Origin of the sequence: Corallococcus llansteffanensis (genome assembly GCF_003612055.1) — a bacterium.
In the GTDB taxonomy this organism is placed as follows: domain Bacteria; phylum Myxococcota; class Myxococcia; order Myxococcales; family Myxococcaceae; genus Corallococcus; species Corallococcus llansteffanensis.
The window spans coordinates 1-7,091 of the sequence record NZ_RAWB01000518.1 but is presented as its reverse complement, the minus strand read 5'-3'; the positions used below and the strand labels follow the sequence as shown (position 1 = coordinate 7,091).

4 protein-coding genes are annotated in these 7,091 nt (G+C 71.2%); 1 reads left to right on the top strand and 3 read right to left on the bottom strand.

The window, feature by feature from the left end:
- Positions 1-77: 77 nt before the first annotated feature.
- The 3 genes from D7V93_RS33800 to D7V93_RS33790 all read right to left on the bottom strand — a co-directional run bounded on the left by D7V93_RS33800 (position 78) and on the right by D7V93_RS33790 (position 5,632).
- Complete coding sequence (locus D7V93_RS33800) at positions 78-1,583, bottom strand: trypsin-like peptidase domain-containing protein (protein ID WP_120647302.1); 1,506 nt, start codon at positions 1,581-1,583, stop codon at positions 78-80.
- A 102-nt stretch (positions 1,584-1,685) separates the two neighbouring features.
- Positions 1,686-3,275 (bottom strand): glycoside hydrolase family 57 protein, encoded by a 1,590-nt coding sequence (locus D7V93_RS33795; RefSeq protein WP_120647301.1) that lies wholly within the window; start codon positions 3,273-3,275, stop codon positions 1,686-1,688.
- Positions 3,276-3,301: 26 nt separating this feature from the next.
- The gene (locus tag D7V93_RS33790; protein WP_120647304.1) at positions 3,302-5,632 is read right to left on the bottom strand and encodes a DUF4912 domain-containing protein; all 2,331 of its coding nucleotides are present in this window, start codon (positions 5,630-5,632) and stop codon (positions 3,302-3,304) included.
- A gap of 228 nt (positions 5,633-5,860) precedes the next feature.
- Between D7V93_RS33790 and D7V93_RS33785 the strand changes: the two genes are divergently transcribed.
- Positions 5,861-7,091: glycosyltransferase (locus tag D7V93_RS33785; protein WP_244237670.1), on the top strand; the 1,231-nt coding region annotated here is incomplete at its 3' end.

Here is a 7,091-nt window from a genome sequence, read left to right as displayed (position 1 = left end):
CCCCACCCCCACCGCCGTGCTGTCACCCAGCGAGACGTAGTTGACGCTCATCCGCGTTCACTAACCCCCACGGCCGCTCAGGGCATCTTCAGCGCGCGAAGCAGCCGCCCACCGCCGGGGCCGGCCACGCGCAGGAGCAGCGTGCTGCCCGCGGGCGCGGCGCGGATGACCGCGGCCAGCTCCTTCGCGCTCGCGATGGGCTTGCGGTTCACCTCCACCACCAGCATGCCCGGGGCCAGCTGCGCGCGGTCCGCGGGCGAGCCGGGAATGATGTCGGTGACGAGCGCTCCGGCGCGCTCCGTGAAGCCCGCCTGGGACGCGGTGCGCGCATCCAGGTCCTGCAGGGACACGCCCACGCGGCGCGAGCTGTCCTGCTCATCGGAGGCCTCCGGCTTCTTCTTGGACAGGCCCTCCAGGTCCGGCCGCGTGCCCATCGTCACCTTGACGTCCTGCTTCTTGGCGTCGCGGTAGAGGCTGAGCGTCGTGACGCTGTTGGGCTTCTTGAGCGCCACGATGCGGGTGAGCTCGCTGTCGGAGCGGACCTTCTGTCCGTCGATGGCGATCACCACGTCGTCCGCCTTGAGCCCCGCCTTCGAAGCGGGGGAGCCGGGGTTGATCTGCGTGAGGATGGCGCCCTCGTTCACCGGCAGCTTCAGCGCCTGCGCCAGGTCGCGCGTGAGGGGCTGGATGCCCACGCCCAGCCAGCCACGCGTGACGGAGCCGGCCTTCTCCAGCTGCGGCAGGAGCGCCTTGATGAGGTTGCTGGGCACGGAGAACCCGATGCCCGTGCCGCCGCCGACGATGGCGGTGTTGATGCCCACCACCTCGCCCTTCATGTTGAAGAGCGGGCCGCCGGAGTTGCCTGGGTTGATGGCGGCGTCCGTCTGCAGGAAGTCGTCATACTGGCTGGCGCCGATCTCCCGGGCGCGCGCGGACAGGATGCCCACGCTCACGCTGGACGCGAGGCCGAAAGGGTTGCCGATGGCCAGCACCCAGTCCCCCACGCGCACCGCATCCGAGTCACCCAGCTTCACGGTGGGGAGCTGATCCACCTTCTCCTTGACCTTCACCACGGCCACGTCGGTGAGCGGGTCGCGCCCCACCACCTCGCCGGTGAACGAGCGACCGTCGTCCAGGCGGATGGTGATGGTGACCGCGTCCTCGATGACGTGGTTGTTGGTGAGCACCAGCCCCTTGGGGTCGATGATGAAGCCGGACCCGGCGCCCTGGCGGATCTGCTCCCGCTCACTGCGTCCGCGCCCGCCGCCCCGCCCGCCGTTGCCGCCGAAGAAGCGGTCGAAGAGCGGGTTGTCCTCCATGCCCTCGGGCACCTCCGGCCGGGCCTGCACGTCCACATTGACGACGGCGGACTTCACCGAGTCCACGAGCGGGGCCAGTGAGGACAGGGACTGCGCCTCGCGCGTGGCGGGCTGCAGGTTGCCGGCCTGTCCGGAGGCCGCCTGCTGCGTCTGGGGTGCGGCCGGCTGCGGCGCCGGGGCCTGCGCGAGCGCGAGCGCGGGCGACACGAGCACCAGCACGGCGGCCACCAGCTTGCGACGGAACGGAGGGAACGTGTGGGTCATGGGTTCTTTCAAGCTAAAGCGGAAACGAGGCCCCGCAACCGGAACGACACCGTCCGCTTGCGGGAGGTGAACTCCCAGCCAGCCCGCCTGTTCCCGGAGCGCTCAAACAGGCCGGTAGACGCGGTAGTCCAGCTCGGGGAACAGGTTGTTGCGGCCCTCGACGTGGGACAGCCACGACTCGTCGATGGTGCCCGCGCGCACCTGGTCGTGCAGGCGCAGGAAGCGCTGCAGGTGCTCCTTCGTGCGGCGCACAGCGTAGTCCACCATGGTGCCGGTCTTCATGATGAAGGCCCAGTCGGAGGACTGCGCGAGGAGCAGCTCGCGCGCCGCCTGGTTCAGCGCCCGGCGCGGCAGGTTCGACGCGTCCGGGAAGTCCCGGGCCAGCTCCACCATCTGCTTCGCGCAGTGGTTCAGGTGGCGGTAGATCCAGTCGTTGCTCCCGTCGAGCCACATGTTCGCGTACCCGCCCGCGCCCCAGGAGGACAGGGGCGGCGTGGCCACCTGGTTCTCCGGGTGCTCGCGCAGGTCGTCCAGGGGGCTGATGAGCGTGAACACGGCCGGGTCGCGCGCGGCCTGACGGATGAGGGCCTCGATGAAGTGGGGGCCCTCGAACCACCAGTGACCGAAGAGCTCCGCGTCGTAGGGCGCGACGACCACGGGCTTGCGGCCCCCCATGCGCGAGGCGAGGTATTCGAACTGGCGCTGCCGGTTGAAGAGGAAGTTGCCGGCGTGCACCCAGGCGCGCTCGCGGGCGGCGGCCGGATCATAGGGGTGCTTGTCGTTCGTCTTGCCGGTGATGCGGAAGTACTTGAAGCCGGTGTTCTTGCGGTCGCCGGTGGGCTGGATGAAGGGCCGGATGTAGTCCAGGTCCAGGTCCCAGCCGATGTCCCGGTAGAACTCGCGGTACACGGGGTCGCCGGGGTAGCCATGCTCGGTGCTCCACACCTGCTGGCTGCTCTCCGGGTCGCGCGCGAAGGCGGCGACGCCCGGCTCGGTGAAGATGGGCGCGTAGGGGCCGTGCAGCGGACGGGGCGTGGCGTCCGTGAGGGCGTGCGTGTCGACGAAGAAGTAGCGGATCCGCTCGGCGGAGAGGATGCGCTCCAGGCCCGGGTAGTAGCCGCACTCGGCCAGCCAGATGCCGGCGGGGTCGCGGCCGAAGTTCTGGCGGTAGTGGTTCGCCGCCACCGTCACCTGGGCGCGCACGGCTTCGGGAGTCTGCTGCATCAGCGGCAGGAAGCCGTGGGTCGCGTTGCAGGTGAGGATCTCCAGGTGCCCCGCGTCCTGGAGCCGGCGGAACGCGGCCACGAGGTCGCGCCTGTAATGGTTGTGGTACGCGAGGCGCAGCGACTCGAAGTGGTCGCGGTGGAAGACGGCCAGTCGGTGGAAGGTGGGGTCGTCGCGGGTGCGGTGCACCTCGCGGGCGCCCAGCTCACAGAGCAGGTCCAACCGTCGCGCGTAGCGCTCCCGCAGCAGGTCGTCGTTGAGCATCGTGACGAGCGTGGGGGACAGCGTCATCGTCACGCGGTACGGGACGCGCTCCTCGGCCAGCGTGTCGAAGACGCGCAAGAGCGGCAGGTACGTCTCGGAGATGGCCTCGTAGAGCCAGTCCTCCTCGAGGAAGTCTTCGTATTCAGGGTGGCGGACGAAAGGCAGATGCGCGTGGAGGACCAGCGCGAGGGAGCCCAGGCTCATAGGTCAGTCAAGGAGGCCGTGCGGGTTCACGAACGTCCACGGCGCGAGCGCCGGGACCGGGAGGAAGCGGACGGGGAGCCCGGGGTCGACGGCTCCGGGGCATTCTTGGAGGGCTCCGGACGGGCAGGCGCGGAGGGCTCGGCCTTCAGGGGCGGAGCACTCGGAGGGACGGGGGCCTCGGCCTTCGGGGCCGGAGGACTCGGAGGCACGGGAGCCGGTGGGGCCTCTCGCGCTGCCTCGGCGGCCTCTCGTGCTCTATCGAGGGCGCGCTGTTCGGACGCGGTGAGGCCGCGCGCCACGCTCAAGGCCCATGGATCCCTGGGGGCTTCCGGTTCCGCCACCCGCGGCGACTCCGGCTCCTGCGTGCGTGAATCGGCCAGGACGGGGCCCTGGGCGAACACCGGCGTCGAAGGCGTGCTCGCGCCATCAACCTTCCCCACCGCAACACCCGAACCCTTCGCCGGGAGCGAAACCTCGCCCTGCGACGGGGGCACGGCCCCGGATGAGCGCGCGTCCGAAGCCCCGGCCGCGCGCGGCACCGTCAGGTACTGCTGATCCGACGCGCCCGACGCACGCGCCGGGCTCAGATACTGTTGATCCGATGCACCGGCGGCCCGAGGCACCGTCAGGTACTGCTGGTCCGACGCACCCGACGCACGCGCCGGGCTCAGGTACTGCTGATCCGAAGCTCCCGCGGCGCGCGGCGCCGTCAGGTACTTCGCGTCCGAAGCCCCGGGCACGGACGACACCGTGAGGTAGCGCTGATCCGAAGCCCCGGCCGCGCGCGGCACCGTCAGGTACTTCGAATCCGACGCTCCCTGCCCTCTCTCGCCCTCCACGTAGCGCTGGTCCGAAGCACCGGGGGCGCGGGGGGACTCCAGCTCCAGGTAGCGGTACTCCGACACACCGCCCGGAAGCAGGCCCTGGCCATAGCGCTGGTCCGAAGCTCCCGGCGCACGCGGCACCTCCAGATAGCGCTGGTCCGAAGCACCTGGAGCACGCTCCACCGCCAGGTAGCGCTGATCCGAAGCCCCCGGCGTCCGCGCCTCTCCGACGGCGACTTCATAGCGCTGGTCCGAAGCTCCCGGCGCACGCGGCGCGCTCTCCAGATGGGCCGTGTCCGCGTAGCGCTGGTCCGAGGCCCCCGGTGCACGCAGCACCTTGATGCGCTCGCGGTGGACCTCCGGGATGTCCCGCACGCCCGCGCTGCCCGGCAGCGACACCCGACGCCACGTCACGTACTCGCGCTCCTCGGGCTCCGGCGCGCGCACCGGCACCGCCACGGCCACCTCCGCGCGCGGACGGGAAACGACGGGCAGGGGCGGCATGTGCAGGAACTTGATGGACGTATCCGAGGACGGTCCCGCCGGAGGCAACGTCGCCCGGTTCGACGAGTGACCGATGCGGCGCGAACGGCCGTCCGCGCCAACGAAGTGCGCCTCCACCCGGTACGTGCGTCCGGGCGTCATGCCCAGCAGGTAGAAGCTGCGCGACTCCAGCGCGAAGTCCACCTCGCGCGACAGCCCCTCGCCGTCGAACACCTTCAACACCGCGCGCGGTACCGGCAGTCCGTCGAGCGCCCGCTTCCGGCTGGCGTCGCTGAAGTCCCAGAAGACGAAGAGCGTGTGCGGATCGCGCGCGAGCAGCACCATCGCGTCGTCCTGGTAGTCCAGGGGCAGCATGCCCAGGCGCTCCTCGCGCTCGGGCGACGCATCGGCGGGAGGCAGGCGCGGCGCCTGCTCCTCCAACAGGTGGTGCCGGCGCGCTTCGCCCGGCCCCGCCATCTTCGTCACGAAGAACCCCTCCACCAGGGGCTCGGCGGCATGCGGGGGCTCGCTCGCGGGCGCGGGCGTCGCCTCGGCGGCGGCCCGTGGAGCCTCCACCTCCACCCGGGGCGTGCCAGAGGGGCGCGGCGTCAGCGCCTCGGGGGCCAGGGGCAGCGTGTCATCGTCGTCCGGCTCCCTGCGGGACTTCGCGCGGGCCGGGAACGTCACCACCTGGGCCGGCCGGGTCCTGGGCTCGCCACTCGGTTCGGTGACGGGCTCCGCGGAAAGTTCCGGTGGCCTCGCCTCGCTGGCCCCCGCGGGAGGCAGGGGGACGGCCGCGTCCTTCGCGCCGCGTGCGGGGCCGGAATCCGGCTGCCCGGAATCCAGCGTTCGTGCTTCGCCTCCCACGTCGCCGGAGCTGCGCTGGGACATCTGCAGTCCCGCCATGCGCGCGAGCCGCCCCAGGGCCGGGACACGCTCGGCCAGCGCGGCGACGAACTCCCGCCCCCTGGACGCGCCAGACCGGCCCCGGAGGTATTTCCGGGCCAGCTCTCGCAGGTAGCTCACGGTGACGCCCTTCCGCTCATCCATGGACACCTCGCCTCGTTATGTCGCGGCATACAGGCGGTCAACGCATCCGTCACGGGATGTGTTTGTCTCCCGACCCCCTTCTTCTTCCGTCACGGCCGATGACACCTCCCCGATGTCCAAGTATCCTGCGAACGCTTGAGTGACCTGCCCAGACTTCTCCTGTGCAGCTTCGACGTCATCCCCGGCCCGTCTGGCTCCTCACGCCGACTGACCGAGTATCTGAAGGCGTTGCCTGATCGCTTCTCCGTGGTGGTGCTGTCGGCGAAGACCCCCGACCACTCCCATATCGAGAAGTACCAGGGAGCCCGGCTGCTTCGCGTCCCGGTAGGCTCCGGGGACCTGGCCTCGCGCATCCAGTCCTTCGAGCGGGCCGTGCGCCGGCAGCTGGAGAGCGAGGACTACGCGCTCGCCCACTTCACGGACCCCTTCGGCGGCTACGCGCTCTGCGAGATGAAGGGGGACTACGGCTACCGCCTCATCTATGAGGCCCAGACCTTCCCCTCGCAGGAGCTTCGCTACACCCATCCACAGACGGACGGGGACCGGCGCTTCCTGTCGAAGATCCGCCGGCAGGAGCTCTTCTGCCTGATGAACGCGGACCTCGTCGTCACCGGCTCCCAGACGACGCGCGGGTACATCCAGGGGCTGGGGGCGGCCGAGGACCAGCTGCGCATGCTGCGCGCGCCCGTGGACCTCAAGCCGTACGACCCGGAGGTGCTCGGCGCCCCGGACGGCACGCCCCTCAGGATGATGTACCTGGGCAGCCACGTGGGCTGGCAGGGCCTGCCCACCCTGCTGCGCGCCACCGCGCTCGCGTCCCAGCAGGTGGACGTGCGCCTGACGCTGGTGGGCGCGCACCACCCGGACTGGAAGCCCCACCTGGAGGACCTGGTCAACGACCTGGGGCTCAAGGAGAAGGTCGACTTCCAACCCCCCGTCGTCCACGACGACCTCTTCAAGGTGCTGGCCCTGGCGGACGTGGGCGTGCTGCCCCTGGACGACTCGGAGCGCAACCGGCTCCAGGGCGGGCCGCTGGCCAAGGTCTCCGAGTACATGGCCGCCGGCCGGCCCGTCATCGCAGCCGACCTGCCCGTCACCCGCGAGCTCATCCCCCCGGGCGCCGCGGTCTTCTTCCCGCCCGGGGACAGCCGCGCGCTCTCCGAACGCATCATGGAGCTGGCGCGCGACGTGCCCCGCCGCGTGGCGCTGGGGAAGGCCGGGCGCGCGTTCGCCGAACAGGTGCTGGACGCGGGCCTCATCCGGGGCCAGCTGCTGGACCTCTACGACTCGCTCCTGAAGAACCGGACCCACCTGCCGGTGGGCGCCGCCAGCGAGCCGCCCGACGTCACGATGACCGGCACGCCCACCAACCGGCTCGCGAGCCTGGGCATGCCGGAGGCCTCGAAGCCCGCGCCGGTGCCCAAGCCGCCCGCGGCGCCGGCCGCCACGCCCCAGGAAG